The organism is Mucisphaera sp., assembly GCF_965279675.1.
In the GTDB taxonomy this organism is placed as follows: Bacteria; Planctomycetota; Phycisphaerae; order Phycisphaerales; family Phycisphaeraceae; genus Mucisphaera.
The window spans coordinates 507,883-533,454 of sequence record NZ_CBDIIJ010000002.1; the positions used below are offsets into that span (position 1 = coordinate 507,883).

17 protein-coding genes are annotated in these 25,572 nt (G+C 63.4%); 10 read left to right on the forward strand and 7 right to left on the reverse strand.

Features of this window, described 5'->3' with window-relative positions; genetic code table 11:
- The first annotated feature begins 75 nt into the window (after positions 1-75).
- From ACQZAB_RS02275 to ACQZAB_RS02285, 3 genes are all read left to right on the forward strand, one after another.
- A complete protein-coding gene (locus ACQZAB_RS02275; protein ID WP_428386719.1) occupies positions 76-1,383 on the forward strand; it encodes a TlpA family protein disulfide reductase in 1,308 nt (435 codons plus the stop codon).
- A 182-nt stretch (positions 1,384-1,565) separates the two neighbouring features.
- On the forward strand, positions 1,566-2,168 hold the full coding sequence (locus tag ACQZAB_RS02280; protein WP_428386721.1) for a nitroreductase family protein: 603 nt from the start codon (positions 1,566-1,568) through the stop codon (positions 2,166-2,168).
- 278 nt (positions 2,169-2,446) lie between these two features.
- The gene (locus ACQZAB_RS02285; protein ID WP_428386723.1) at positions 2,447-3,727 is read left to right on the forward strand and encodes a PEP-CTERM sorting domain-containing protein; all 1,281 of its coding nucleotides are present in this window, start codon (positions 2,447-2,449) and stop codon (positions 3,725-3,727) included.
- Positions 3,728-3,817: 90 nt separating this feature from the next.
- On the opposite strand, the gene ACQZAB_RS02290 is transcribed toward ACQZAB_RS02285, so the two are convergent.
- The 6 genes from ACQZAB_RS02290 to ACQZAB_RS02315 all read right to left on the reverse strand — a co-directional run bounded on the left by ACQZAB_RS02290 (position 3,818) and on the right by ACQZAB_RS02315 (position 14,719).
- Positions 3,818-5,326 (reverse strand): methyl-accepting chemotaxis protein, encoded by a 1,509-nt coding sequence (locus ACQZAB_RS02290; protein ID WP_428386724.1) that lies wholly within the window; start codon positions 5,324-5,326, stop codon positions 3,818-3,820.
- 24 nt (positions 5,327-5,350) lie between these two features.
- The gene (locus ACQZAB_RS02295) at positions 5,351-5,977 is read right to left on the reverse strand and encodes a hypothetical protein (RefSeq protein ID WP_428386726.1); all 627 of its coding nucleotides are present in this window, start codon (positions 5,975-5,977) and stop codon (positions 5,351-5,353) included.
- Between the two features lie 133 nt (positions 5,978-6,110).
- Positions 6,111-7,856, reverse strand: coding sequence for a calcineurin-like phosphoesterase C-terminal domain-containing protein (locus tag ACQZAB_RS02300; RefSeq protein WP_428386728.1), 1,746 nt, complete (start codon positions 7,854-7,856; stop codon positions 6,111-6,113).
- A gap of 85 nt (positions 7,857-7,941) precedes the next feature.
- Positions 7,942-8,553 (reverse strand): inorganic diphosphatase, encoded by a 612-nt coding sequence (locus ACQZAB_RS02305; protein WP_428386729.1) that lies wholly within the window; start codon positions 8,551-8,553, stop codon positions 7,942-7,944.
- Between the two features lie 195 nt (positions 8,554-8,748).
- Positions 8,749-12,828, reverse strand: coding sequence for a chromosome segregation protein SMC (gene smc / locus ACQZAB_RS02310; RefSeq protein WP_428386731.1), 4,080 nt, complete (start codon positions 12,826-12,828; stop codon positions 8,749-8,751).
- 94 nt (positions 12,829-12,922) lie between these two features.
- A complete protein-coding gene (locus ACQZAB_RS02315; protein WP_428386733.1) occupies positions 12,923-14,719 on the reverse strand; it encodes a flagellar basal body P-ring protein FlgI in 1,797 nt (598 codons plus the stop codon).
- Between the two features lie 65 nt (positions 14,720-14,784).
- Here ACQZAB_RS02315 and ACQZAB_RS02320 point away from each other — a divergent pair, with 65 nt between their 5' ends.
- From ACQZAB_RS02320 to hisD, 4 genes are all read left to right on the forward strand, one after another.
- Positions 14,785-15,375 carry a phosphoribosyltransferase gene (locus ACQZAB_RS02320; RefSeq protein WP_428386735.1) on the forward strand — a complete coding sequence of 197 codons (591 nt, stop codon included), beginning with the start codon at positions 14,785-14,787 and terminating at the stop codon, positions 15,373-15,375.
- Positions 15,376-15,402: 27 nt separating this feature from the next.
- The gene (locus tag ACQZAB_RS02325; RefSeq protein WP_428386737.1) at positions 15,403-15,999 is read left to right on the forward strand and encodes a PH domain-containing protein; all 597 of its coding nucleotides are present in this window, start codon (positions 15,403-15,405) and stop codon (positions 15,997-15,999) included.
- A 226-nt stretch (positions 16,000-16,225) separates the two neighbouring features.
- Positions 16,226-17,542 carry a DNA-processing protein DprA gene (gene dprA, locus ACQZAB_RS02330; protein WP_428386739.1) on the forward strand — a complete coding sequence of 439 codons (1,317 nt, stop codon included), beginning with the start codon at positions 16,226-16,228 and terminating at the stop codon, positions 17,540-17,542.
- 330 nt (positions 17,543-17,872) lie between these two features.
- Positions 17,873-19,198 carry a histidinol dehydrogenase gene (hisD, locus tag ACQZAB_RS02335; RefSeq protein ID WP_428386741.1) on the forward strand — a complete coding sequence of 442 codons (1,326 nt, stop codon included), beginning with the start codon at positions 17,873-17,875 and terminating at the stop codon, positions 19,196-19,198.
- Positions 19,199-19,276: 78 nt separating this feature from the next.
- Here hisD and ACQZAB_RS02340 read toward each other — a convergent pair whose 3' ends face one another.
- Positions 19,277-19,744 carry a hypothetical protein gene (locus ACQZAB_RS02340; RefSeq protein ID WP_428386743.1) on the reverse strand — a complete coding sequence of 156 codons (468 nt, stop codon included), beginning with the start codon at positions 19,742-19,744 and terminating at the stop codon, positions 19,277-19,279.
- A 200-nt stretch (positions 19,745-19,944) separates the two neighbouring features.
- On the opposite strand from ACQZAB_RS02340, the gene ACQZAB_RS02345 reads away from it, so the two are divergent.
- From ACQZAB_RS02345 to ACQZAB_RS02355, 3 genes are all read left to right on the forward strand, one after another.
- On the forward strand, positions 19,945-21,234 hold the full coding sequence (locus tag ACQZAB_RS02345; protein WP_428386745.1) for a DUF2064 domain-containing protein: 1,290 nt from the start codon (positions 19,945-19,947) through the stop codon (positions 21,232-21,234).
- Between the two features lie 631 nt (positions 21,235-21,865).
- The gene (locus ACQZAB_RS02350; protein ID WP_428386747.1) at positions 21,866-23,374 is read left to right on the forward strand and encodes a flagellin; all 1,509 of its coding nucleotides are present in this window, start codon (positions 21,866-21,868) and stop codon (positions 23,372-23,374) included.
- A 625-nt stretch (positions 23,375-23,999) separates the two neighbouring features.
- Positions 24,000-25,505 carry a flagellin gene (locus ACQZAB_RS02355; RefSeq protein WP_428386749.1) on the forward strand — a complete coding sequence of 502 codons (1,506 nt, stop codon included), beginning with the start codon at positions 24,000-24,002 and terminating at the stop codon, positions 25,503-25,505.
- The last annotated feature ends 67 nt before the right edge of the window (positions 25,506-25,572 follow it).

Here is a 25,572-nt window from a genome sequence, read left to right on the forward strand (position 1 = left end):
TACGCTTCAGAAAACCAAGGTTCTACGGATACGATATCCCTCAACAACAAGAAACCTCCCCACCGGAGCCACTCCATGACCCGCCCCCTCGCCCTCCTCTGCTCCCTCGCCCTTATCCTCCTCACCGCCCTCCCCGCCGCCGCCCAGGAAGCCAACCACCCGCTCCTCGGCCGCCAGGCACCCCCCTTCACCCTCCCCAACATGGATGGCGAACCCCTCCGACTCAACCAACTCAAAGGCGAGATCGTTGTCCTCGACTTCTGGGCCACTTGGTGCCCACCCTGCGTCGCCGCCATGCCCGAACTCCAGAAACTCCACGAACGCTACGCCGACCAAGGCGTCCGCATCATCGGCGTCAACCTCGGCGAAGACCGCGCCACCGCCCAACGATTCATCGATCAGAAAAACCTCACCTTCGACTTCGTCCTCGATGAACGACGCCGAACCAGCCGACCCTACCGCATCTCCGGCATCCCCCAAACCGTCTTCATCGATCGCGAAGGCATCGTCCAGGCCGTCCACGTCGGCTTCGGACCCAACAGCCCCGCCAAGTACGCCCGCGAGATCGACGCCCTCCTCGCCGGACAGTCACTCGTCCAGCCCAATCAGCCCGAGCCCACCAACGCAGCCAAAGCCCGCACCCAGATCCTCGAACCCGTCAACACCGACAAACTCGTCAAAACCGCCACCATCTACGACGGCCAGGCCTCCTGGTTCGAAGCCCCCCTCCCGGGCACATGGTTCGAACACCCCAGCGCCGGAAAAATCCTCGCCCTCTTTGGCGACAACAACGAACTCGTTCTCGTCGGCCAAACACCCGAAGGCACCCGCGTCAGCAACCTCCCCCTCGAACTGCCCATCGACGCCAACCCCACCGACTTCGCCATCACCGGACACAACCAGAGCATCGCCGTCGCCGCAGTTACCGCAGAAACCGACCTCGACGGCAGCCTCCTCCGCATGCAACTCATCGCCTTCAACAACCGCCCAAGCCCCGCCTGGTCAGCCGACCTCGCGCCCGCCGGCAAGAACATGCCCGTCTTTACCGTCCGCTTCGCCGAACTCGCCAACGACGACACCCTCCACGTCGCCTTCCTCGCCGACTACGAAGACGCTCGACGCTCAGGCGAGCTCGCCCGACACACACCCGAAGTCGACGCCGCCGTCGCCGACAACAACTCCACCCGACTCCTCTCCATCTTCAACTTCGAAACCGGCGAAATCGTCTACCGCGGATGGATCCCGGGCCCAACCCATGGCGGCGGCTTCTACATCCTCCCCGCCAACGACAACACCCAACCCGATTCACTCCTCATCGCCACCGATGAAGGCTTCTCCACCTTCAACCTCGCCACACCCCAAACCGCCGAAGCCACCCCATAGCCCACTCGCGAGGCGACCGGGCCCCACCAACAAAACACGCGCCAGAAACAAACCCCAGTGAGCCGGGCCGTGTCGGCCCGGGTACCCCATAAATCCGGGTGCCACGCCCCTTCCAGGCCGTGATCCGGCCACCAACAACACCCCCGCCCCCGCCCTATGCTTAACCTTCCCAAGGAGACACCATGGACACCTTCGAAGCCATCTACCAACGCCGCGCCGTCAAGCACTTCGACCCCAACCACGACATGACCGACGCCGAAGAACTCAAGCTCTTCGAAGCCGCCATCCAAAGCCCCACCTCCTTCAACATCCAGAATTGGCGCTTCATCGTCGTCCGCGACCCCGAACTCCGACTCAAAATCCGAGAGGCCTCCTGGGGACAGGCCCAGGTCTCCGAAGCCTCCATCCTCGTCATCGTCGCCGCCGACCTCCACGCCTGGGATCACGACCCCGAGCGATACTGGAAGAACGCACCCAAAGAAGCCCAGGACATCCTCGTCCCCATGATCAAACCCTTCTACAAAGACAACCCTCAACTCCAACGCGACGAAGCCATGCGCTCAGCTGGTATCGCCGCCACCACCCTCATGCTCGCCGCCAAAGCCATCGGCTACGACTCCTGCCCCATGATCGGCTTCGACCCCGACAAAGTCGCCAAGCTCATCAACCTCCCCGACAACCACGTCATCGGAATGCTCCTGCCCATCGGCAAAGCCACCAAACCCGCCTGGCCCAAGCCCGGACAACTCCCCCTCGACGAAGTCGTCATCCGCAACCACTTCTAAACACCAGCAACCTTGATCCGCTTTTTTCATTGGGTTCTTTACCTAAGAACCCATCCCTATCTGCTCGCGCTAGCCCGGCCTCAAACTGCGCTTACGCACTTATCCACAAACCGATCGAGAGGTCCAGCCGAACAATCGTTCGCAGGATCCGCACACACTCCGCGTAAAACAGTTTCAACCAGCCGGCACGAAGACACCGGCGTCAAACCCCGTCGACGGGAGAGGGGCACCCCGCCGAACAAAGCTATCTCATGCCCCGACAGAGAAGGAGACGCACCATGCAACGCAACACCACAACCCTCATCGCAGCACTCGCACTCGGCACCACCGCACTAACCACCCTCGCGACCACCCCCTACACCCCCGTCGTCATCCCGCCCAACGCCGCACCCGGCATCGGCGCTGGGGTCATCACCCCCAACCTCGTCTTCGGCAAGGAATACTCCTCCGATATCGACACCAACACCCTCGGCGCAGGAGGGCTCGCCGACCCCGAACAGATCATCGCCTGGGACGGCATAGGCGGCACCGCCGATGGCCTCGACTACACCGCCTCACGAGGACCCAATTTCCCACGTGAACAACAAGTCGACGCCACCGCCAATCACAACGACGCCCTCTTCCGCCAACTCTACAACTCAGCCGACCGGACCTTCCCCGATCGCGCCCACCTCATCTTCTCCATCGACGATACCGTCGCCCGCTACGTCCCAGCCGCAGGCGGACCGCCCCTGGGCATCCTCGAACAACCCTCAACCGTCCCCCTGATCCCAGCCTCCGGCCCCGTGCTGCTCTCCAACGGCAACACCATCGGCGGCTCAGGCGACATCTCCGTCGAGGAAGCCGGCGCCTTCGCCCCGCCCAGCACCCAGCGACTCTGGACGCCCGCGCCCACCGTCAACAACATGCCCGCGCCCAAAGACGTCGACGCCGTCGAAGTCTGGGGACCCGAACCCGCCGTCACCGGAGATGCCGACAAATACTCGCTCGACGTCGATATCACCACCGGCAACGTCTCCGTCTGGAGCTACAACCAGGGAACCAACACCTCAACCCCCTACATCAATCACAACCTGATCGTCAACGCCGTCCAGTCACTGCTCGGCCCCGTCCCCAGCACCGCCTCCGCCAGCAACACCCCTAACTTCCCAGGCGTCGAAGCCATCAACCTCGACGCCCTCATGGTCCGCGACATCGTCGGCGACATCGACACCTTCGATCGCACCGAAGACACCAACGCCAACATCGACGCGATCATCTTCTCCATCCGCCAGATCGTCGACCCCTTCGACCCCGACGGCTTCTACGCCACCGGCTCGGAACTCTTCGTCCTCGACGGCACCGGCTTCGCCACCTACCTCGAGCACGGCGGCCACACCTGGGACCACAACTACGCCCTCAACAACCTCCAGATCATCGGCGTACCCGATGACGGCCTCGCCTACATCGACATCAACGCCATCGAGGCCATCGGCGAAATCGTCATCCCCGAACCCGCCTCAGCCGCACTCCTCGGCCTCGGAGCCCTCATGCTCCGCCGCCGAAAGGCAACCGCCTGACGCATAACCCGCACACATAACCCATAACGCAGCCGGCTCGCCACCTAGGCGAGCCGGCTTTCATACATCCAGAGTCAATACCAATGAGATCTAAGCCTTGAACCGCCCCACCAGCCCGTTCAGACCCGTCGCCTGATGCGTCAGGTCATCCAGTGCCGAATTCACCTGCACACTGCTCGACTCAAACTCCCGCAAAGTCGCCGTCATCCGCGTCACATCCTCCGCCAGCCGATTCGAACCATCCACGATCTGCGCCAGCATCTGCGCGGCCTCACCACTCTTCTGAGCATTCAGCTCCGCCGCCTCCCGCGAAGCCCGCATCCGATCCACCGACCGATCCGTATCAGCCTTGATCGACTGCACCAGCTGCTCAATCTCATCCGTCGCCGTCGCCGTCCGATCCGCCAGCTTCCGAACCTCATCCGCCACCACCGCAAACCCACGACCATGCTCACCCGCACGCGCCGCCTCAATCGCCGCATTGAGCGCCAACAGATTCGTCTGCTCCGCAATCTCCTGAATCACCTGCGTCACCCCAATAATCTGAGCACTCCGCTCACTCAGCTGCCCCACACTCTCTGAGCCCTCCCTCACCCGATCATTGATCTGATCGATCCCCTCAATCGTCTCCGACACCACCTCACCACCCTTCGACGCCGTATCCCGAGCCTGCCGGGCCTCCTCGCTCAAACGCTCCGCACGCTCCAGCAACTCACCCACACCACGCGTCAACTCCTCGGTACTCGCAGAAATCTCCGTCGTCGCCGCCGCCGTCGAATCCGACGAACCGCGAACCTCCTGAATCACCGATCGAAGCGTCTTCACAAACCCGCCGACACCACCAGCTAGCTTCGCCGTCGCCGGATCGTCGAGCCGATCATTCACCTCATACGCTAGGTCCTGTTCCCGTTCCACGTACTCAAGGTCCTTCAGCACCGAGGCCACCGAACGACGGGTCCGATCCTCCTTCACCTCCAATTCCAACTCACGCTCCGCAATCACCTTCATCTCCGTCCGCTGAATCGCAATCCCATAAAGCAACACCCCCACCTCAATCACCACCCACACCGCATGCTCAATCCAAAGCAGCGTGCTCGCCGTCGGATCCCCATAAATCGACCCCGGCCAGAACATCCCCCGCAAAAAGTGATCCCCCGCCACCACCAGCGTGATCGCCAGCAGCACAAACGGGTCACGATAGATACTCAAAATCGCCAGCGACACAAACACATGGAAGTGCCACTCGATCCGACCACCCCCCAGATGAATCAGCAGCGCCCCCGCCAACCCCTGACACACCCCCACCAGCAACGCCGTCCGAAAAGACCGACTCCGCCACCGAGCCAACGCAGCCACCGGCAGACAGATCAGCCCACCCAAACCCAGCGCCGCCCACACATGCACATGCGTTTCCGACTGCGCCCCAATCCACGTCGCCGGCGAAATCACCAACGCCACCGCGATCATCACAAACCACTGCGCCAGCAGCAGCCAGGAGAACAACCGATTGCTCCGCTCCCGCTGATCCACCAGCGCCCCCGCCACCCGCTCAGGAACCGACCGGAAACCATCAGCCACATCAACACCCACAGTGCTCATCAAAAACACTCCTGTAAAACGTGATCAGTCAACCCCACCCACGCCCGACGACCCCGGACATAGCGGGCACCCATAAACCTCAGCCGACGCCCCAACCTCCGTCACCTCCGCAGTCCCATCCCCGGCCCCCGCCATCAACAACCGCAGCGACCGCTTCCCCCCGCTCGGACCCACATGCCCCCGCCAAGGCGTCACCCCACCACTAAAAACCAACGCCCCCGCCCCGTCATAAACCAACACATGCCCGCTCGTCAGCGCCCCAAACCGCCGAGCGATCTCGGCCCCCTCATCAAACACAACCTCCGCCCCATCCACCCCAAGCGCATCACGCACCAGACCGGTACCCCGCCACCCCGGATCACCCTCCCCCAGATCAACCACCACAATCACCAGCGCCCCAGCCCCCTCCTCACCCCAAACCTCCTTCACCGTCGCCAGCGTCGCCACCGAACAAGGACAGTGCGGATGCAGAAACACCAGCGTCCGCAACCCCCCATCATCCAACCCCTCAACCACCCCCACCGGCCAAACCCCGGGCACCACCCCCACATCCCCCGCCTCCGACATGTAACCATTCAACGCAGCCCAACCCGTAGCCACTAGAAGCAGCCAAACCATCCCACCTGCCACCCATAACGACGAACCCGACATCCTCAATCTCTCCTGCAGCAAGCCGTTGCCACAGAATCAATCGTCAGCCCTACGCACTAAATTCAGACCGCTACAATCAAACCGTTCAACACCCCAAACCCAGCGTCCGAGAATCACACTTCAGGCTACCCCCTCACTCCACCCGAAAACTGAACCGATCCACATGCACGTGCCCGTACAGATCCGTGTGACGCACCTCCACCACATGCGTCCCCGCCGGCAAGCCCGCAGGCAGTTCGGTCTTCCACAAATGCCAGCTCACCCTCGCCCCAGGCGACGCCCGCCCTCCCCGAAACCGATCCGGCCGCTCGTTCTCCCGCTTCGATAAAGCCTCGTACATCGGATCCGGCTCCGCCGAGTAATCCATCACCCACCAGCCGATAGGCGTCGCCTCAATCCCAGCCCCAGCCAGCACCCGCGCCTCCACACGATCGCCCTCCGCACCATTGAACACATTCGCAGTCAGCACACGCTCACCACCCTCGCCCGCTCCCACCGCCAGCGTCATCTGATGATGAGCCGCCCGCCGAGCCGCCCGAAACTCCGTCCGATACCGGTTCCCGTCAAAGTGCAGAAGCGTATACCCATTCGGAGCTCCATCCCGCATCGTCGCATGCGGAACCCCCTCCTCATCCGGCTCACCCCGATACCACGACCCCGACACCGTCACCAGATTCCCATGATGGTGAGGCGCCCGCGCAAACCGCTCCGGGTCATGCAGCACATGCTGATTCAGCGCCGACACCTCCTCGCTCGGCCGATACCCCTCCTCCTCACCCATCAGCCAATGCCGCTGAAAATGCGTATGACCCGAGATGCTGAGCGTGTTCGGATGACCCGACAAAATCCGAAGCAACCTTGGCGTCTCCGCAATCCCAGGCTCGCCATCCCGGAAACCAATCGGAATATGAAACGCCAGCACCACCAGATCCTCCCGCGGCACAAACCCCAGATAATTCTCAATAAACCGCAGCTGATCCGACCGGAAATGCCCCTCGTAATTCCCGGTCTTAGGCGTCCGCAACCCCGGCAGCCAGTCCGGGTTCTCACCCTCCTGATACCCCGAAAAACCCTTGTATTTCACGTTATCCAGAATAATGAAATGCACCCGACCCACCTGAAACGCATAGGTCAACGGCCCATACACCCGCTCATACGTCTCATCCGAATACCTGTCCGGATCGCCCGCCGTCGCCTCCGTCCCACCCGACATGAAATTCATGTCGTGATTCCCGAGCACGTTGTACCAGGGCACCCCGAACAAAGCCTGCGCCTCGTTTAGCGGCTCAAACAGATGCAGATTGTCACCCACCAGATCACCCAGACTGATACCCAGTGATGCCCCCACCGTGTTCCCGTGCTCATCCGTCAATGGGTCCACCACCTCCCGGCGAAACAACGCAATCTCCTCCAGGTTGTAGGGCTGAGGATCACCAAAAGCGATCGCCGTAAACGTCTCCGACTCCTCAATCCGAGTCAGCGGAAAATCAATCGACGCCGGCAACAGACCCGTCGGATCCACACCCTCAAACTGAAAACCCTCGTCAGGCGAACCAGCCGGCTTGTGAATGTAATACCCACGCTGCAGATTCAGGTGATCCATCGCTACCTGATACCCCGCCGGCTTCACCACAAAAACAATCGCATCCTCCGCATCAATCCGCAGTTCATACCGACCCGCCGCATCCGTCTGCACCACCCGGTCCCCGTCCGACACCGCCACGCCCCCCACCCCCGGCTCATTGGCCTGACGAACCCCATCCCCATTCACATCCTCAAACACCACCCCCCGAGCCACCGCCGTCTGCGCCATCACCACCGCCGACCACGCCCCCACCACAACCACTGACAACAGCACCAACGGCAGCAACCGCTTCATCACAAGCCTCCAATCAAAACGCAAACCTCGCGACATCCGCCACAAGGTACGCCCCGATCAACAGACTCGCACACCCACCCCTCGATTAGGAATCCGTGAGACCCTCAGCCGCCATCGTCTCCACGTCGTCTTCAGCCTCGTAACTCACTCGCTTCTCAGCAGGCACCGCCTGCTTGTAACGCTCGATGCACGACAGAATCTCCTCCCGTGCCTTGTCCTCACCCTCCCAGCCCAGCGTCTTCACCTCGCCACCCTCAAGCTGCTTGTACGTCGCAAAAAAGTGCTCCACCTCACGCAGATAGTGAGGCGGGACCCGCCACAACCCGTTGTACTCCGCAAAAATCGGGTCCGTGTCCGGAACCGCCAGCACCTTGTAGTCGTTGTCACCCTTGTCCGTCATCTTGAACAACCCCAACGGCCGCGCCTCAATCAGACACCCCGCGAACGTCGGCTCGTTCACCATCACCAGAATATCCAACGGGTCGCCATCCTCAGCCAACGTCTGCGGGATGATCCCATAGTCGCCCGGGTAGTGTGCCGACGAATACAAGTACCGATCCAGCTTGATGATCCCCGTCGTCTTATCGATCTCGAACTTCGAACGACGCCCCTTCGGAATCTCGACGATCGCGTTGATCTTGTCAGGCGGGTTCACCCCCGCCGGCACCTGCATGTAACGATTCGGAAGAGGCTGCATCAATCAACTCCTGAAAAAACATCCATCCCCGACCACCATCAAGCAGCCCGAGACCACCCATCATCCCACAACCAGCCCCACACGCCACCCCACCCTCAACATCGACCACCCCAAGCCACCCCATAACCCGGTCATCAAACCCCATAACCCTGTCGCGACGCGGCCGGGCTCTCAAACACACGCAACCCAGCCCCCCTACTTCTCTGCCCCCTCCTCCTTCAACGCCGCCGCCAGCCGCTCCCGCAACCGCGACCCGCCGGGCATCACCGGACGCACACGCTCCACCGGAGCCGCTTCGCGCTCCACAGGAACCTCCACCACCACCTCATCCGTCTCAACCGCCGCTACCTCAGCCGCCGCGCGCTCCGCGACCTCCGCCTCGGCCACAGCCTTCGACGAAATCTCACCATCCGAACCCACCTGATCAAACGTCACCGCCACCCGCTTACTCACCCCGCGTTCCTGCATCGTGATGCCGTACAACGCATCACACGCACGCATCGTCCGCTTGTGGTGCGTGATCACTATGAAGTGCGACCGATCCAAAAAGCCCTTCACCACATTCGTGAATCGCTCCACGTTCGCCTCGTCGAGCGCCGCATCCACTTCGTCCAGAATCGCGTAAGGCGACGGCCGCGTCTTGAAAATCGCCATCAACAGCGCCACCGCCGTCATTGTCTTCTCACCACCCGAAAGCTGCGTGAGCGCCCTTGGCTCCTTTCCGGGGGGCTTGGCCATAATCTCGATGCCCGAATCCAGCACATCGATCTCACCGTTCTCATCAGGCACCAGGAACAGGTCCGCCTTACCACCGCCAAACAGCTTCCGGAACATCCCATCCTGGCCCGCAAAATGCGCCCGGATCGTGTCGAACGTCTTCTCAAACCGAACCCGCGAATCCACGTTGATCCGCTCAATCAGCGATTCCAGCTGCTGACGAGCCGACTCGATGTCCTTCACCTGATCCGCCAGCTCATCGTGACGGCCTTCAAGCTGCTCCAGCTCGTGAATCGCCTCGAGATTCACATTCCCCAGCCGCATGATCCGCTCTTTCAGCTCATGGATCCGACCCTCCACCACCGGACGGTCCAGCGAGAACGCAGCCTCCACCGTCAACGGCGCCTCGGCCTCAACAGACCCCTCGGAAGCCTCCGCTGCCTCCGCATCCTCCTCCGCTGGCCAGGGCGACGCGCCCGCCATCACCCGACGAACCGCATCCGCGTGCGCCAGCTCCACATCAAGCTCAAGCTGCTCACGCCCCCGCGTCACCAGCGCCTCCAGCTTCACCTCGGCCTCACGCTGCGAAACCTCCTCCGCATGAAGACCCTTGTCCGCCGCCTCCACCGCCGACCGCAGCTCCGCCACGCCCGCCTTCACCTCAGTCACCCGCTGCTCCGCCGCAACAGCCGCCTCCCGCGCCTCAGCCACCGCCGTCTCCATCGACGACGCCGCCTCCGCCTGCTCCTTCGACAACGCCAGCGAACGCTCCGCCTCACGACGCGCCTCCGCCAAACGACCCTCATGACCCCGCAAACGATCACCCGTCAGCGACGCCTCACGCTCAAGCTCCGCCGCCCGCTGCTCCGCACCCCGAAGCGATCGCTCCGTCGACTTGATCCGCTCCTTCACACGCTCCGCTTCCACATGAAGCGACCGCGCCGCCACCTGAGCCTCCTCCACCGCCTTCTCCAACGGCGCCAACGCCGCCGACGCCGTATCCAACGCCCCCTCCGCCGCACGCACCTTCTCCCGAAGCTGCGCCAGATCCTCACGAGCCGCCGCCACCTCCTGCTCAACCCCCGCCACCTGCGACTCCAAACCCTCCCGCTCCGAAACCAGTCGCGGCAGCTCCTGATCCAGCTCCGCCAGACGACGCTCCTCCGCCTCGATCTGACCACCCAGCTTCTCGATCCGAGCATCCAGGCCGTACACCCGCTCCCGCGCCTCACCCGAAGAACGCGCCAGCGCACTCGCCTGCTCCGAAGCCTCCTTCAAAGCCGCCGTGTCCGCCTCGATCTCAGCCTCCAGCGCCTCCGTCTGCTCCACCAACTCCGCCAGCTCCGTCTTCCGCTCAAGCAGACCCAGCCCCGCCTCCCGACCCGCCGGACCCAGCTTCAACGAACCATCCGCCTCAAGCAGCAAACCGTCAGGCGTCACGATACGAACGCCCTCGCCCGCCACCACACGCACCAACTCGCCCCGCTCGAGATCCTCCACCAGCACCGTCCGACCCAGCAGCCGACGAATCGCCGGACGCACCGCCTCCGGCGCCTCCACCAGATCAGCCAGACACAAGCCAGGCGAACCCTCCCCATAACTCGCCCCATCCACCGCACCACTAACCAGCGTCACCGACCCCTCCAGCGCTCCCAGCCACGCCCAATCCGCATGCGTTGACGCCGTCGCCGGCGCACGATCCAGCACCACCGCCTCACCCAACTCACCCAACGCCGCATCCACCGCCTTCGCATACCGGCGATCCGTCGAGATCAGATCAGCCAGAATCCCCACCACCCCCGCATCCAGAACCGTCGCCCCCTCCTTCGCACGACCCAGCACCCCCTGCACCGCCTGACCAATCCCCTCCCGACGATCACGCATCTCCTCCAACACCCCGCGACGCGAAGCCAGCGACGACCGCCGCTCACGCTTCTCCGCCACCGCCTCGGTCAACCCCGCAATATCCCGACCAAACCGCTCCGCGTCCGCCTCCAGACCGGCCAGCAGCTGCCGAACCGACGCCCGCTCACCCTCCGCCTCCGACAGATCCTTCCGCTGACCGCCCAGCCGCTGCTCCAGCTCCGACCGACGACCCCGATGATCCGCCTCCTTCGACCGCAGCTTCTCAATCGACTGACCGAGACTCGCCGCAAACCGCTCATGAGAGCCGATCTCGTTCTCCCGCCGCGACACCCCACGCAAGAGCTCATGAATCTCAGCCTTCGCCCGATCCAGACCCGCCCGATGCGCCTGCAGCTTCTCCCGCGCCTCACCCCGCGCACGGTCCGCCGCCTCCGCCCGACCGGACAACCCTTCGTACTCGTCCCGCGCCGCCGTCAGCGCACCCCGAGACGCCTCAATCTGCTCCAGCACCTCCGCCCGACCCTGCTCAAAACCCTTGAGCCGCTCACGCTCCTCATCGATCCGACCCACCAGCCCCTCCGCCGCACGCTCCGCATAACTCGCCCGCTCCTGCGCCTGCTTCGCCGCCGAAGCCGCCGCCATCCGCTCACGCTCCTTCGCCTCCGCAGCGCTACGCGTCGCATCCCGATCCACCTCCGCATCCGAAACCACCTGCTCCGTCTCAGCCAGCGCAGCCCCCGCCCGACGACGCTCCACCTCCGCCGCCGCCACCCGCTCACGCACCGCCTCAAGCTCCGCCCGAAGCTCATGGAACCGGCACAACACCTCCCGACGCTGCAACCGATCCAGCTCCGCCTTCAGACCCTGATAACTCCGCGCCCGCGCCGCCTGCATCTTCACGCTCCGAAGACGACGCTCCGTTTCCTCCAGACGCGTTCGACACAAAGCCAGATTCTGCTCCGCCCGCTCCAGCCGCCGCGATGCCTCCTTCCGACGAGCCTTGAAACGCGAGATCCCCGCCGCCTCCTCAAAAATCAGCCGACGCTCACTCGCATTCGCATCGAGCATCCGCGCCACCTTGCCCTGCTCGATCACCGAGTACGCATCCGTCCCCACACCCGTATCCATGAACAACTCACGCACATCACGCAGACGCACCCGCTTCTTGTTCACCAGATACTCACTCGTCCCATCCCGATAGAGCTGTCGCGTCACATCCACGACCTCCGTATCAATCCCCAACCACCGCCGCGGACCCACCTCCACCTCTTCTGCGCGATCAGCCCCCACATCGCTGGCAGCACCATCCGCTCCCTCCGCCTCGGCATCCTCGCGACCCTCAACCCCATCCATCGACTCGGCCTCCGCCGAGGCCTCCACCGCCCGCAGCAACGCCAACTCCTCACGCTCCGCCTCCCCCAATTCCCGATACGGATTCTCAAACGTCAGCGTCACACTCGCCATCCCCGATGGCTTCCGACCCGCCGCCCCATTGAAAATCACATCCAGCATCGCCCCGCCACGCAGGCTCTTCGCCGACTGCTCCCCCAGCACCCACTTGATCGCATCAACAATGTTCGACTTCCCGCACCCATTCGGCCCCACAACCCCCACCATCGGCTGATCAAACCGAATCTCCGTCCGATCCGCAAACGACTTGAAACCAGCCAGCGTGACCTTCTGCAGCCTCATCAACAGACCTCCATGTCTCGGCCTGAAAAGGCCCGGCACAAGCCGCATCCGGCCCACGCCCAAAATCGCTGCCGGCTCCGCCGACATAAACACATCATCGTCCCGCCACCCGTCCCTCGTCCAGTATCCCCGATGCCCCCTCCCCACGCGCCGCCGTCCGCGGACGACCCACCGCCTCCTGCTGCGGACGCATCGACTCAATCAACTCGCTAAGCGGGCTCGGCCGCATCCGAAAAGCCGCATCCAACCCCGCCGCCTCGCGAAGCTCGTAAATCGCATCCACCGTCTGACCGTAAGACAGATCAAACCCCTCCTCAGGCTGCTCGTTCGTCGGCCGATGAGCCAGCACATAAGCCAGCTCCGTCAGATTCGGCCGTAACTCCAGCCGCCGCGTGCCCCGCTCACGACTCTGATAGAAAACCGACATCGGCGAACCCGCCACCGTCCGAACCATCAACCGACCATTCCACGCCCGCGCCAGCACGTCCGGCTCCACCCCGATCGGCGCCCCGAAAAACACCAGCCGCGGAACCCTCGCAAACGTCACGTAGATCATCGGCCGCGATGCCGGTATCTGATCGATCACCATCTTCAACCCACGCTCACCAAACACCGGGATCCGATCCAGCACCGGATCACCCGACATCGCCATCGCCTCGTAAGCCGCGATGCGCACCAGCTCGCTCTCGTCATCCAGCAGCCGCCGCAACCCCCGTGCAGCCTCCAGATTGTCAGGCAACAGCGACAACGCACTCGCAATCCGAAGCCGTGTCAGATCATCCGCCTCATCGATCATCGCCGTCAGCAAACGCGCCGCACGCCCATCATCCAGACCCGCACCCGCCTCCAACGCAGCCAGCCGAACCTCCGCCACCTCGTGCTCATACACATCACGAAGCGCCGGCAGAATCCCCCGCCCCAACGCCTGCCACGCCGACACCACCACATCACGGTCCTCAGGCGAACGCACCAACCGCTCCGCCAGACTCAGCGTCATCGACGTGTCAAACCCAGGCGACCGCTGCGTAAACAGCACCATCACCTGATCTAAAAAAACATTCGGCCGCGAACGCCAGTAAGACGGCACCCGCAAACGAACCAGCACATCGGTCAGCGGCCGAGCCGTCTCGAACCGATCACGGGGCGCCTTCGGAAAACGCTCGTTGATACGATCCGCCAGCAACCGACTCCGCTGCCAGCTCGGCTGATTCAAAACCAGTTCCAGCACCCGCTCCTCAGTCACACGCCCACCCGCCACCACCAGCGCCTGACGCCTCGGATCAATCTCCCCCTCCGCCACCTCGCCCGCCGAAGGATCCACAAACACCGCCCCGCCACCCTCCGCCGCCGGCTGAATAAACCGCAAACTCGCGTCCAGCGGGCCAGGCGACAGCTGCGTCGACCACACGTCGCCGCCCTCCAGACTCACCGTCTGACGATCGATCGCCGTCACCATCAGATCAAAACGATCCCCATCCGCCGCGCCAGCCGGAATCAAACCTTCCACCGCCACCACCGCCGTGCTCGTATCAAACAGCACCTGCTCCGGGTTCGGCACCCGACGCTTGCGCATCTCGTTCACCAAGAACCCACGGATGAACGCCGGCACCTCCGAAGAACCGCTCTCGTTCTCCAGGTTCACCGCCAACGCATACCCAGAAACCAACAACGGCTCGCCGTTCCGCAGCGTCGCCATGCTCCCCACCGTCCCCCGCAACCACGTCGGACCCCGAAAAGCCTCCACCGGCACCGCCACCGGCAACACGTTCGGGTTGCTGTCACGATTGCACCCAGGCAGCACCCCCACCAGCACAACCAACCCAGCCAGAAGCGCAAAAACCGCGCCTCTCGCCGGCGCGAACGAAGTTCGCCATGATCTGAGCATCATCATCGCACCATTCTCCCACCCCCCACCGGCCCGTCAAGGCCCCGCCCCCGATCCCGTACACTCTGCCCATGCAGACCGACCTCGAAACCATCCTCATCACCGAAGACCAGATCGCCAAACGGCTCGACGACATCGCCGCCCAGCTGGTCGCCGACCTCCCCAACGAAAACGGCCAGCCCGCCGAACTCACCCTCGTACCCATCATGACCGGGGCCGTGGTCTTCGTCGCCGACCTCATCCGACGCATCCCCACCATGCTCCGACTCCAGACCGTCGCCATCTCCTCCTACCGAGGAGCCACCACCCCCGGCCAGGCCCACCTCGACCGCGGACTCACCTCCCTACCCGACGACCTCTCCGGTCGCCACGTCGTCCTCGTCGATGACATCCTCGATAGCGGGCAAACCCTCACCATGGCCCAGCAGCAGCTACGAGACCTCAACCCCGACTCCCTCAAAACCTGCGTCCTCCTCCGCAAACCCACCCCCGCCGCCAACACCGTCCCCGCCGAGTACGTCGGCTTCGACATCCCCGACCGCTTCGTCGTCGGCTACGGACTCGACCTCGCCGGCTACTACCGCAACCTCCCCATGATCGCCATCCCCCGACCCGAAGTCATCGAACGCCTCACCCAGCCCGCCACCACCAGCAGCCACTGACAACCCCCCTCCCGCACCCGGCCAACGATGCACACCCCAGCCCCCCACAAACCCGCCAAACCCCGACTCAGCCGGCCGCACCACGCCGAAACCGCCAGCTCCGCCGAAGATATCGACCCCCGCTTCGCCGCCATGATCCCCGCCGAACTCCTCCAGGCCGGCGAGATCATCATCCTCTTCCTCAAACCCAGCCTCTGGTTCATCCTCCTCAACCGGCTCAGCACCCTCGCCGCCATCCTCGCCATCACCACCGCCGCCTACCTCACCAACCAGCAGTTCAACAACCCCATCCGACCCCGCGACCTCCTCCTCCTCGCCATCGCCACCATCGGCATGACCCTCTTCTGGGCCTTCTTCGAATGGCTCTCACGTGTCTACATCCTCACCGACCAACGCATCATCACGCTCTCAGGCGTCATCCGCGTCTACGTCTTCCAAACCCGCCTCGAAAAAATCCAGCACACCCGACTCATCTTCTCCCTACGCGAACGACTCTTCGCCCTCGGAACCCTCACCTTCGCCACCTCCGGCTCCGCCTTCGAAGAAACCGCCTGGCCCATGGTCAGCCAACCCCTCGAAGTCCACCAGCAAGTCCTCCATACCCTCAACCGCTACCGACACTAACCCTCCGCCCCACAACCCCATTCACGAGCCTCGACGGAAGTCGGGGGTGCAACCCTCCGACCCGGGCCGCGACGCGGCCCCGGTCACCCATCCTCCCCAACCCGGTGCGACGCGACCGAGCTCTCAAACCCCCGCCACCCCAACACCAACCCAAAACCTCAAAAAGTACACGAACCCAACCCAAACCCCGCATGACAATTTTTAATAAACACTTTACCATATCCCCGTGCTCAACCCCACCCCCCCACCAACCACCGACGACCACGAAACCCGCGCCCTCCTCGCCCTCCAACTCACCCGAGGCCTCGGCGTCCGCCGCATCGCCAAGCTCCTCGAACAACACGGCTCCGCCGCCGCCGCCCTCGACGCTGCCCCGCAAACCCTCGCCCAGATCAACGGCATCTCGCCCACCGGCGCCCAGAAAATCCGCCGAGCCCTCGACAAAGTCCTCGCCGACAACCTCCCCGATCAGGAACGGAACCGCTGCCACGACGCCAACGTCCGCCTGATCCGACACAACACCGACGACTACCCCGCCCTCCTCGGCGACATCCCCGACGCCCCGCCCCTTCTCTGGGTCCAGGGCCACCTCGACCCCGCCGACCGACTCGCGCTCGCCATCGTCGGATCCCGTCAGGCCACCGCCTATGGCCGCGCCCAGGCCCAACGCTTCGCCTCACGATGCGCCACCCTCGGCCTCACCATCGTCTCAGGCGGGGCCCTCGGGATCGATGGCGTCGCCCACCGCGCCGCCCTCCAAACCAACGGCCGCACCCTCGCCGTCATCGGCTCCGGACTCGCCAACCCCTACCCCGACGCCCACCACCAACTCTTCCAACAGATCATCGCCGCCGGCAACTCCGCCATGATCAGCGAACTCCCCCTCCTCACCCCACCCGCCGCCGAAAACTTCCCCCGACGCAACCGCATCATCTCCGGCCTCAGCCTCGCCACCCTCGTCGTCGAAGCCGGCGAGCGAAGCGGAGCACTCATCACCGCACGCCTCTGCGTCGAAGAACACGGCCGCGACCTCATGGCCATCCCCGGACCCATCGACCGCCCCGAATCCGCCGGATGCCACCGAGCCATCCGACAGCAATGGGCCACCCTTGTCACCCAACCCGAAGACGTCCTCGAACAACTCGCCGAAACCAAACACTCCATCCTCAAACCCCAGACCAACCCCACCCCAACCAGCCAGGCCAACCCCAAAAACACAGCCACCAAACCCCAGCACGCCCGACACCCCCTCCTAAACATCCCGACCAACCACCACACCAACCCTGAACACATACTCGCCAGCCGCACCCCAAACACCACCTCAAACCCGGCCACCCCACAACCTCCCATCCAACTCGACCCCCTCGCCACCCTCGAAGGCGAACCCCGACGCATCGCCCAGGCCCTCCAACAACCCAAAACCCTCGACCAACTCGCCGAACACCTCGACCTCCCCATCGGCCAACTCCAAGCCGCCCTCACCCGCCTCGAAATCAAAGGCCTCATCCAAAGAAACCAGGGCCAACTCTCCCTCCGAATCTGACCGCACATCGTCTCACGACCTGCCCTGCTTAGCCATCCTCTCCCCTAACCCGGCCGTGGCACGGCCGGGCTCTCAAACACCCGACACCCAACAAACACAGTGCCTATCGAGCCGCGGTGTGTCACCGCGGCTGTGCTCCATACCACCACTCCGCTAACACCCCCCCATCAACCACCCCACCCCCGCACACGAGCCGAAGGCGCAAGCCTTCGGACAATCACCAAAACCTGCCACGCTAAAACCCACCAAGCCTTGCCTCGAACACCCCACCCCCATCCCGCCTATCGTGGTATCTCGCCCACAAACCCCGGGCACACCACGAGAACCACCATGCTCCCCACCTACAACCTCGCCCAGCAACAGGGCAAAGCCGACTTCGAAGACCGCCTCTCCCGACTCCGCGGCACCGCCTCCTCCACCTCGCAGGCCGCCAAGGCCGTCGCCGACATCCTCAGCCAGGTCCAGGAACGAGGCGACGACGCCGTCGTCGACTACATGCGCCAATGGACCGACCCCGACTTCAACCAGAAGCGCCTCATCGTCACCCCAGAAGAACTCGACGCCGCCACCGCCCAGGTCAACCCCCAACTCCTCGAAGCCATCGACCAGGCCATCGACAACGTCCGCACCTACCAGCAGCACATCCTCCCCCACACCCCCGACCCCATCCGCATCGGCGCCGCCGAACTCGGCCTCCGCTGGACCCCCGTCGATAGCGCCGGCCTCTGCGTGCCGGGCGGCACCGCCGTCCTCTTCTCCACCGTCATCATGCTCGCCGTCCCCGCCCTCGTCGCCGGCGTCCCCGCCAACGCCATCTCCGTGATGAACCCCCCACCCACACGCAAGTCCAACGAGCCCGCCGCCGACATCTCCCCCATCGTCCTCGCCACCTGCAAAAGGCTCGGCCTCTCCAGGGTCTACCGCCTCGGCGGGGCCCAAGGCGTCGCCGCCCTCGCCTACGGCACCGAGACCATCGAACCCATCGACCTCATCGCCGGACCCGGCAACGTCTACGTCCAACTCGCCAAGGCCCAGGTCTCAGGCATCACCGGCACCGACAACGGCTTCTACGGACCCAGCGAAATCGTCACCATCGCCGACGACACCGCCGACCCCAAACGCATCGCCGCCGACCTCATCGCCCAGGCCGAGCACGACCCCGGCAAGTGCTTCCTCGTCTCCTGGTCCTCCCGGATCATCGAGAGCATCACCCGGGAAATCACCAGCCAGCTCAACCAGCGCCAGCGACGCGGGGCCATCACCGCCTCCCTCCGCGACGAGAGTTGCGCCGTCCTCGTCGCCAACCCCGCCGAAGCCGTCGAGATCGCCAACCAGCTCGCCACCGAGCACCTCAACCTCGCCGTCGAAAACCCGCAGCAGATGATGCAGGACATCCGCCACGCCGGCGAGATCTTCCTGGGCGACACCCCCGTCGCCTCAGGCGATTACTACGCCGGCCCCTCCCACTGCCTGCCCACCGGCACCACCGCCCGGTTCACCTCGGGCATCAGCACCTACACCTTCCTCAAACGCACCGGCACCGTCGCCTACCCCAACGGCCTCGACCCCACCACAGCCAACCACATCGCCGACATGGCCGAAGCCGAAGGCCTCGACGGCCACGCCGAGTCCGCCCGCATCCGCGCCAAGCACTGAGCCGAACAAGAGTGATCCAAAAAAAGCGACCGCTGTTTGGCGGTCGCTTTCATTGTTTCTACAAGCTGTCGGCCCGATTTACGCCGAGGCCTCGAGCAGAATCTTCTTTTTGCGCTTGATCAGATCGAGCAGGTGCTCGCCCTCGCTCTTGAGGCTCGGCCGCCACATGGCCCAGTGCAGGTCGACGGCGCACTTCGAACTCCGCAGCACGTCGCGGATGTACCGGTTCAGCCGACGCATCGGCAGCTGCGCGATCACGTCCCGGTGCAGCGGAACGGCGACCATAAAGGCCTCGGGGTTCGGCACCAGGTAACAGAGCCCCTGCTGGATCTCGTCGCCGAGCAGGTCGAACTGAAACGTCCAGAACCACGAGTCGCCATGCCAGACGATCGTGCGCTCGACGGGACCGAGCTCAAGCACGCCATCCATGATGTTGGTCGCGAGCTGGCCGGACAACTCGTTGTAGGGCTGGAGCAGTTGCTCGGCTTCGGGGATGTTCCAGCGGTCCTGCCAGGGCAGCAGGGGTTCAACGGCGGCGGGGCTCATGGGCAGCACTCTCCTCGAGAAGGTCTGGAGCGAGCGAAAATCGGCGGGGCCGAGGGTGGGTCACGGATGGCGAACGGGGCTCAGCGGGCCTTTTCAGGGCACTCGTCTGAGCCCAGTAACCATAGCGACTTCAACGATTTCGGCAAGCTCAGGACACCGAACCGGATGCAATCACTGGCGGGCTCGGGTAGGATGATTCGATGCTTGCGGGCACCCCTGCACCAGACCATGCCGCAGTGATCGTGATGGCCAAACCCCCGGTTCCCGGGCGGGTCAAAACCCGTCTGGCCAGCACCCTGGGCGACGAGGCCGCCGCGGACGTCCACCGCGTCATGCTGACCTGCGTACTGGATCGGCTCAAATCCCACTGCCCCGGCCGGCACATATTGGCTCTGGATGGCTATTCCGAAGCCGCGAATAGCTCGGCGGCGGGTTCGTCAGAGTCGGCGGAGGCCGCGGCGATCCGCGCGACGGCGGAGGAAGCCCGGGAGATCGGCTGGAAGGTGATCGGTCAGGCGGCTGGAGATCTGGGGGATCGGCTGACGGCGGCGTGGGAGGCTTCGGGGTCGGGGCCGGTGGCTTTTTTTGGGGTGGACAGCCCGGATGTGCCGGAAGAGGCCTTAAATCGGCTCTGGGAGCTTCTGGAGGGGGTTGAGGTGGCTGTGGGGCCAGCTGAGGATGGTGGATTTTGGACGCTTTTGGCCCAAAACGCGCCGAAAACGCTCTGGAATGGCATCGATTGGGGTACCGAAGGTGTGTTTTCGCAGCTCTGGGGGAACCTGGAACGGCTGGATCTGGCTCGAAATCAGTACCCGATCTGGCATGACGTGGATGATCTGGCCGGGCTCGAAGGGTTGATGAAGCGGCTCGCAGCGGAGCCGGAGAGCGCCCTGGTGCGGCTTAAGGAACAACTGGAGAGGCTCATGCAGACGCCAAATGGATCAAGTGCTGCTTTGGATCATGAACTGGCCACTGGCCATGGATCGACGGGCGCTGGGCTGGGGCAGGGATTGTCGACAGGTACGCTTGAGCGGGACGAGCCGGACTACTCCAACTGCCGCGTGATGATTGTGGATGACAATCAGCAGAACGTGGAGCTGCTGGAGGCTTATCTGGAGCCGCTTGGCTGCCGGGTGGATGCTGCGTTGGATGGGATTGAGGCGGTGGCCTTGCTGGAGCAGCGGGCGTCTGGGGATCTGCCAGACCTCGTTTTATTGGACGTGATGATGCCGCGGATGTCGGGGTTTGAGGTCTGCCGGAAGATCAAGGATGACCCGCGGACGCGTGCGATCCCGGTGATGATGGTGACGGCGCTGCACGAGGTGGGAGATGTGGAGAAGGCGGTGGAGTGCGGGACGGACGATTTCCTGTCGAAGCCGGTCAATAAGGTTGAGTTGCTGACGCGTGCGAAGAGCCTGCTGAAGGTTCGGCATCTGAAGCGGGAGTTGGAGCAGGCCGAGGCTCGGTTGGGTGGGCCGGGGCGGGGGTGATTGGGACTGATTGGGGTGTAGGGGAACGCGATGTGCGGCGGCGGTGGCACCCGTGGCGGCGGACGGCTCGAACGAATGTTGATTATTGGGGGTCGGCACACCTTGCCCTTCGGGACAAGGTGTGGCACCCGGCGTTTGTTGTAGAGCCCGGTCGCGTCGCGACCGGGTTAGGGGGGTGTGACCTGGGCTGCGGGGTGGGTTTTGGCTGGATAGGGGGTCGTAGGAGGGGTTGGGTGTCGGTTTGTAGGGGCTGGATGGGTTGAATGGCGTTCTGTGGGTGGATGAGGGGTGGATGTGGGTGTGGGCGGTGAATGTGTGGGTGTTGGGGGTCGATTCGACTTAGGCCGCGAGGGATTGCGGCTCTCAACGGAGTCCCCGGCCAGGAGGGTCGGACGCCTGTGTGGGCAGGACTGCGTTGAGAACTCGAGCGGATCGGGCCCGGCCGATCGCTGAGACCGCGGAAGGTCGCGGTAAGGGGCCAGGAGGCAACCGGGCTTGGCCAGCACAGGCTCTGCGGCTCGTCGCCGTGGGTTGAAAGCACGAAGAAGCATCCGCCAACGGGGCGGAGCGGAGAAAGACAAGCTGGCAGGCAGTTGGCCGAGAGGTCCCATTTACCAGCGGGAGACACGCTATGAGTCGAATCAACACCAACGTCAGTTCTTTGATCGCCCAGCGTATTCTGAAGAATCAGAACCAGCAGCTCACGACAACGCTTGAGCGTCTGAGCACGGGTTCGCGGATCAACCGTGGTGGTGATGACCCCGCGGGCCTGATCGTGTCGGAGAACCTTCGTTCGCAGAAGGCGGCCATCAGCGCTGCGATCTCGAACGCTGAGCGTGCCGACCAGGTGGTGAATATTGCTGAGGGTGGTCTTCAAGAAGTGAGCACGATGCTGCTTGAGGTTCAGTCCCTGATCGGTCAGACGGCGAACGACGCCGGGATGAGCCGTGAGGAGAAGGAAGCGAACCAGCTGCAGGTGGACTCGATTCTGCAGACGATTGACCGGATTGCGGAGGCGACGAGCTTCCAGGGTACGAAGCTGCTGAACGGCAGTTTTGACTTCTCGATCAGCGGTCAGGATTCAAACATTGTGGACTTTGAGATCAAGGCGGCGAAGCTGAACGAGGGTGACACCCGTGACGTTCAGATCATCGTGACGCAGTCGGCTCAGAACGCGGCGTTGTTCCTGTCAACCAACGGGACGGCTCTGGACCTGAGTTCGGATACGGCGACTTTCAGCTTTGAGATTGGCGGCAGCAAGGGCACGCGTGAGTTCAGCTTCGGCTCGGGCACGACCACGGCTGATATTGCTGCCCAGATCAACTCGTTCACCGATGTGACCGGCGTTTCGGCGGTGGCCTCGGGTAACGGTACGGCTGAGGGTCTGTTCCTGAACTCGGTTGAGTTCGGCAGCCGTGAGTTTGTTTCGATTGATATTACGGACGACGCAGGCATCACCGGTGGTGTGGCCCGTCTGAGTTCGAACGACCAGAATGAGATCACGGCGACCGGCTTCGTGGCTGCCGCGAGTGTGACCAACGCCCTGCGTGACGAGGGCCAGGACGTGGGTGCGGTCATTAACGGTGTCGCGGCGACCTCTGATGGTCTGCGGGCCCGTATCGCTAATGAGTTCCTCGATGTTGAGCTGGAGCTGAACCAGTCTTCTGGTACGTCGCTGGGCTCGATCAACGCCTTCACGATCACCGGCGGTGGTGCGAAGTTCAACCTGGGTCCGAATGTGGACATTGGCAATCAGGTGAGCATCGGTATCCGTAACATTGCGGCTCGTAACCTGGGTAATGTGTCGGATGGTTATCTGGACTCACTGGGTGCCGGTAAGGCCAACAACCTGGTGGACGGCGACCTGAACCAGGCTCAGGAAGTGGTGAACGCTGCGATCAAGCAGGTCTCGACGACCCGAGGGCGTCTGGGTGCATTCCAGAAGAACGTCATCGGGACGACGATCCGGGCGTTGGGTGTGACCCTTGAGAACACGACGGCGGCGGAATCGATCATCCGTGACACTGACTTTGCTCAGGAGACGGCGAACCTGACGCGGTCGCAGATCCTGGTGCAGGCGACGTCGAACTCGCTGGCGATCGCGAACAACAACCCGCAGAACGTGCTGGCCCTGCTCTAAGGCTGGCGGGTTCGACAAGATGAGTTTTGATGGCCGGGCTGCCCTGAGGGGTGGCCCGGTTTTTTTTTGTGCGCTGATGGTGAGGCAACCGGGCCGACACGGCCCGGCTCGCGGGGTGCTGGGATGTGTGGGGGTGGGGAGGTGACTGGGGGAATCGGGAAAGCTGTGGGTTCTTTGTGGGGGGTGTTGAAGATTCTGTGTGTGTGGTGCTTAAGGGGGGTGTTGGTTGTGACGATTGGGTTGTTGGACGCAGCTTGACGGGTTGCCCGGCCTTGAGGGTTGGGCGGATTGAAGGCCCGATAAACCTGCGTTGACGCCCGGGTGGTGTTGTGCCGTTTGTAGGCCCGACATCATTGGGGCAAGCAAGGATGGGTCGGCCGATTTTAAGGGCCGACCATGCGAGCACCCGCCGACGGAGAGCGCATCGTCGGCGAACCCCCTGACCGGTTGGAGCCGGTTTGGGGCCGCACGGAAGCGGGCCGGTAGGTGCAATACCGGTCGGGTGGCGTGAACGGTTCACGTCACCACGCGACGGTCTCGGATCGGAGACCTGGAAGTTCGCGGCTGGAGGCCGCAGACCGCATCAACGTGACCCACGCATGGCGTTCACGGAGGATCAGCAACGATGAGCCGGATCAACACCAACGTTAACTCGCTGCTGGCGCAACGCGTTTTGACGCAGAACAACACCAACCTCAACAACTCACTTGAGCGGTTGAGCACGGGTCTGCGGATTAACCGTGGTGCCGACGACCCCGCTGGCCTGATTGCCAGTGAGAATCTTCGTTCAGAAAAGGCGGCCATTTCGGCGGCGATCGGCAATGCCGAGCGTGCCGACCAGGTGGTCAACATTGCGGAGGGCGGTCTCCAAGAGATCAACGCTCTGCTGCTAGAGGTTCAGGGCCTTGTGGGCTCTTCGGCGAATGACGCGGGTCTGAGCCGTGAAGAGCGTGAGGCGAACCAGCTTCAGGTGGACTCGATTCTGCAGACGATCGACCGGATCGCCTCTGCGACGAGCTTCCAAGGCACGAAGCTGCTCAACGGTACGTTTGACTTCACGGTGTCCGCCCAGGCCAGCCAGGTGCTGGATCTGCAGGTGAACGCGGCGAAGCTGGCGTTCGAGGAGCAGCGTGACGTTCAGATTCTGGTGACGAACTCGGCTCAGCGGGCTGGTTTGTTCCTGTCGCTGGGCGGCACTGCCTTTGACCTGTCTTCGGACACGGCTCAGTTCCGTTTTGAGGTGGCCGGTTCGCTTGGCTCTCGCGAGTTCACCTTCGCCTCTGGAGCGACCAACTCGAGCGTGGCTGCGAACATCAACACGTTCAAGGCGGTCACGGGTGTTTCTGCGGTGGCTTCGGGTAACGGTATTTACTTCAAGAGCACCGAATTTGGTTCTGACGAGTTTGTGTCGCTGGACATTGCAGACGACGGCGGTCAGGCCGGTGGTGTGGCTCAGTTCAACTCGAACAACGAGTTCCAGATCATTGCAGCGGGCTTTGTGACGCTTGCTTCGGCCGAATCGAGTAATGCGGTTCGTGACGCTGGCGAGGATGTGGGTGCGATCATTAATGGTGTTCAGGCGACCTCGGATGGTCGCGTGGCCCGGATCAATACCGACTTCCTGGATGTTGAGATCGAGCTGAGCATCGACGGCACGCAGAATATTGGTGCGATTGATGCGTTCACCATCACGGGTGGCGGCGCGAAGTTCAACCTGGGTCCGAACGTGGACATCCTGAATCAGGTGTCGGTCGGTATCCAGAATGTGGCGGCCCGTAACCTGGGTACGGTCAGCAACGGGTTCCTGGACGAGCTGGGTTCGTCGCGAGCGGCGAACCTGGTGGATGGTGACCTGGGTCTGGCCCAGAAGATCACGAACGACTCGATCACTCAGATTTCGAGTCTGCGAGGCCGGCTGGGTGCTTTCCAGAAGAACATCATTGGTGCGACGATTCGGTCGCTGGGTGTGGCTCTGGAGAACACGAGTGCGGCAGAGAGTTCGATCCGTGACACCGATTTTGCGGCTGAGACGGCTGAGCTGACGCGGTCGCAGATTCTGGTTCAGGCTTCGACGCAGTCTCTTTCGATTGCTAACAGTCAGCCTCAGAACGTGTTGTCCCTGCTGGGATAAGGCTTTGAGGTTGATTGATCGGTTCTCCGATCATCGGTTTTCCCTCCCCAGGGGTCACCGATCACTG

What these genes read in the sequence shown, in the direction of transcription:
- hisD (WP_428386741.1), top strand. Translation starts at nt 17,873, where the DNA reads ATGCTCCCCACCTACAACCTCGCCCAGCAACAGGGCAAAGCCGACTTC.
- ACQZAB_RS02350 (WP_428386747.1), top strand. Translation starts at nt 21,866, where the DNA reads ATGAGTCGAATCAACACCAACGTCAGTTCTTTGATCGCCCAGCGTATT.
- ACQZAB_RS02305 (WP_428386729.1), bottom strand. Translation starts at nt 8,553, where the DNA reads ATGCAGCCTCTTCCGAATCGTTACATGCAGGTGCCGGCGGGGGTGAAC.
- ACQZAB_RS02285 (WP_428386723.1), top strand. Translation starts at nt 2,447, where the DNA reads ATGCAACGCAACACCACAACCCTCATCGCAGCACTCGCACTCGGCACC.
- ACQZAB_RS02345 (WP_428386745.1), top strand. Translation starts at nt 19,945, where the DNA reads ATGCTTGCGGGCACCCCTGCACCAGACCATGCCGCAGTGATCGTGATG.
- ACQZAB_RS02340 (WP_428386743.1), bottom strand. Translation starts at nt 19,744, where the DNA reads ATGAGCCCCGCCGCCGTTGAACCCCTGCTGCCCTGGCAGGACCGCTGG.
- ACQZAB_RS02315 (WP_428386733.1), bottom strand. Translation starts at nt 14,719, where the DNA reads ATGATGATGCTCAGATCATGGCGAACTTCGTTCGCGCCGGCGAGAGGC.
- ACQZAB_RS02280 (WP_428386721.1), top strand. Translation starts at nt 1,566, where the DNA reads ATGGACACCTTCGAAGCCATCTACCAACGCCGCGCCGTCAAGCACTTC.
- ACQZAB_RS02275 (WP_428386719.1), top strand. Translation starts at nt 76, where the DNA reads ATGACCCGCCCCCTCGCCCTCCTCTGCTCCCTCGCCCTTATCCTCCTC.
- smc (WP_428386731.1), bottom strand. Translation starts at nt 12,828, where the DNA reads ATGAGGCTGCAGAAGGTCACGCTGGCTGGTTTCAAGTCGTTTGCGGAT.
- ACQZAB_RS02295 (WP_428386726.1), bottom strand. Translation starts at nt 5,977, where the DNA reads ATGTCGGGTTCGTCGTTATGGGTGGCAGGTGGGATGGTTTGGCTGCTT.
- ACQZAB_RS02290 (WP_428386724.1), bottom strand. Translation starts at nt 5,326, where the DNA reads ATGAGCACTGTGGGTGTTGATGTGGCTGATGGTTTCCGGTCGGTTCCT.
- ACQZAB_RS02355 (WP_428386749.1), top strand. Translation starts at nt 24,000, where the DNA reads ATGAGCCGGATCAACACCAACGTTAACTCGCTGCTGGCGCAACGCGTT.
- ACQZAB_RS02325 (WP_428386737.1), top strand. Translation starts at nt 15,403, where the DNA reads ATGCACACCCCAGCCCCCCACAAACCCGCCAAACCCCGACTCAGCCGG.
- ACQZAB_RS02320 (WP_428386735.1), top strand. Translation starts at nt 14,785, where the DNA reads ATGCAGACCGACCTCGAAACCATCCTCATCACCGAAGACCAGATCGCC.
- ACQZAB_RS02300 (WP_428386728.1), bottom strand. Translation starts at nt 7,856, where the DNA reads ATGAAGCGGTTGCTGCCGTTGGTGCTGTTGTCAGTGGTTGTGGTGGGG.